Below are 1,607 nucleotides of genomic sequence, written 5' to 3'. Positions count from 1 at the left end.
GCGCCCGGTCGCGATGCGCACGAGCGTCGACCGCGGCGCGAGCGTGGTGGCGTCGACGACGTGCCACGCGCCGTCGACATAGGCCTCGGCGACCGCGTGGAAGTCCATCGGGTCGAGGCCCGGCGCGTAGACGGCGGCGAGGCGGGCCGGCACGTCGAGGGCGCGCAGCAGCCCGATCACGAGGTGGGCGTAGTCGCGGCACACGCCCTGGCCCGCGAGCAGCGTCTGCACCGCGCCGTCGGTCGGCTGGCTCGAACCGGGCACGTAGCTCAGGCGCGTGCCCACCCACGAGCTCACGGCGGCGAGCAGGTCGGCACCGGCCAGCCCCGCGAACTCCGCGTGCGCGGTCGGCGCGAGCCGGTCGGCCTCGCCGTAGCGGCTGGGCCGGAGGTACTCCAGCAGTTCCAGCTCCGTCCCGGATGCCGCGTCCGCGCGCCCCTCGACGGTGGCCTCGTACTGCAGCGTGACCGTGCCGGGCGCGACGTCGACGACGTGGATGCGCGTGCCCGCGGCATCCGTCACCTCGCGGGGCTCGATCGCCTCGCCGTCGTGCCGCAGGGCGAGTCGCTCGGCCGGCGGACGGGCCGCCACGGCGACGATGAACGCGAGCCGCGCCGGAGCGGCGACCTGCAGGGTGAGCTGGGCGGAGACGGATCGCTGCATGCGTGACACCTCGTTCGTCCTCGAAGGGCGTGCCGGGTGGCACCGTCCCATTCTCACCCGCGGGCGACCCATCTGCCCAGCCCTCCGGCGCGCGGCTAGCCTGAGGGGCATGGGCATCTCGGCCACGCTGCGCGCCACGAAGCGGGTCCCGCTGCTGCAGGTGGCGAAGTCGGCGGTCGCGACGATCGCCGCCTGGCTCATCGCGGGCTGGCTGATCCCCGGGCCGCTGCCGGTGTTCGCCGCGATCGCGGCACTGCTCGTGGTGCAGCCGAGCGTGAACCAGTCGCTCGGCAAGGCGGTCGAGCGCTCGATCGGGGTGATCCTCGGCGTCGTGATCGCCACGGGCATCTCGCTCGTGTTCGGGCAGAGCACCTGGATCATCCTGCTGGCGATCGTCATCGCCATGCTCGTCGCCTGGGCGCTGAAGATGACGCCGGGCACGTCCAACCAGGTCGCGATCAGCGCGATGCTCGTGCTCGCGCTCGGCGCGTCCTCGCCCGAGTACGCCCTCGACCGGGTGCTCGAGACGCTCATCGGCGCGGCCATCGGCATCGTGGTGAACGTGGCGATCGTGCCACCCGTGGCGGTGGCGCCCGCGCGCGAGCACGTCGCCCGGCTCGGCGCTGAGCTCGCGGCATCCGTCGATCGACTCGCGGCGGCGCTGGAGGGGCCGCAGGCGGCCGCCGACGTCGAGACGCTCATGATCGAGGCGCGGCTGCTGCGCCCGATGCGGGATGCCGCCGAGGCCGCGATCGACGCCGGCGAGGAGTCGCTCACCCTGAACCCGCGCCGGTCGGCGCACCGCGAGGAGCTCGCGGCGCTGCGCGACCTGCTCGACCTGCTGAGCCCGATCGTCACGCAGCTGATCGGCATGACGCGGGCCTTCGCCGACCACTACGACGACGCGCTGCACCGGGAGCCGACCGTGCGCGCCATCGCCGAGC

The 1,607-nt window shown here is 74.2% G+C and carries 2 protein-coding genes; one reads left to right on the top strand and one right to left on the bottom strand.

What is annotated here, in order from left to right; genetic code table 11:
* Nucleotides 1–663 (bottom strand): transglutaminase-like domain-containing protein (locus tag AC1DY2_RS19600; protein ID WP_476763930.1); only part of this gene is annotated, 663 nt, incomplete at its 3' end.
* Between the two features lie 109 nt (nucleotides 664–772).
* Between AC1DY2_RS19600 and AC1DY2_RS19595 the strand changes: the two genes are divergently transcribed.
* On the top strand, nucleotides 773–1,607 hold an 835-nt coding region (locus AC1DY2_RS19595; protein WP_476763929.1), incomplete at its 3' end, for an FUSC family protein.

The sequence above is a fragment of the Agromyces sp. P1_H4 genome (assembly GCF_056405255.1).
This window is presented reverse-complemented; position numbering and strand designations above follow the sequence as displayed.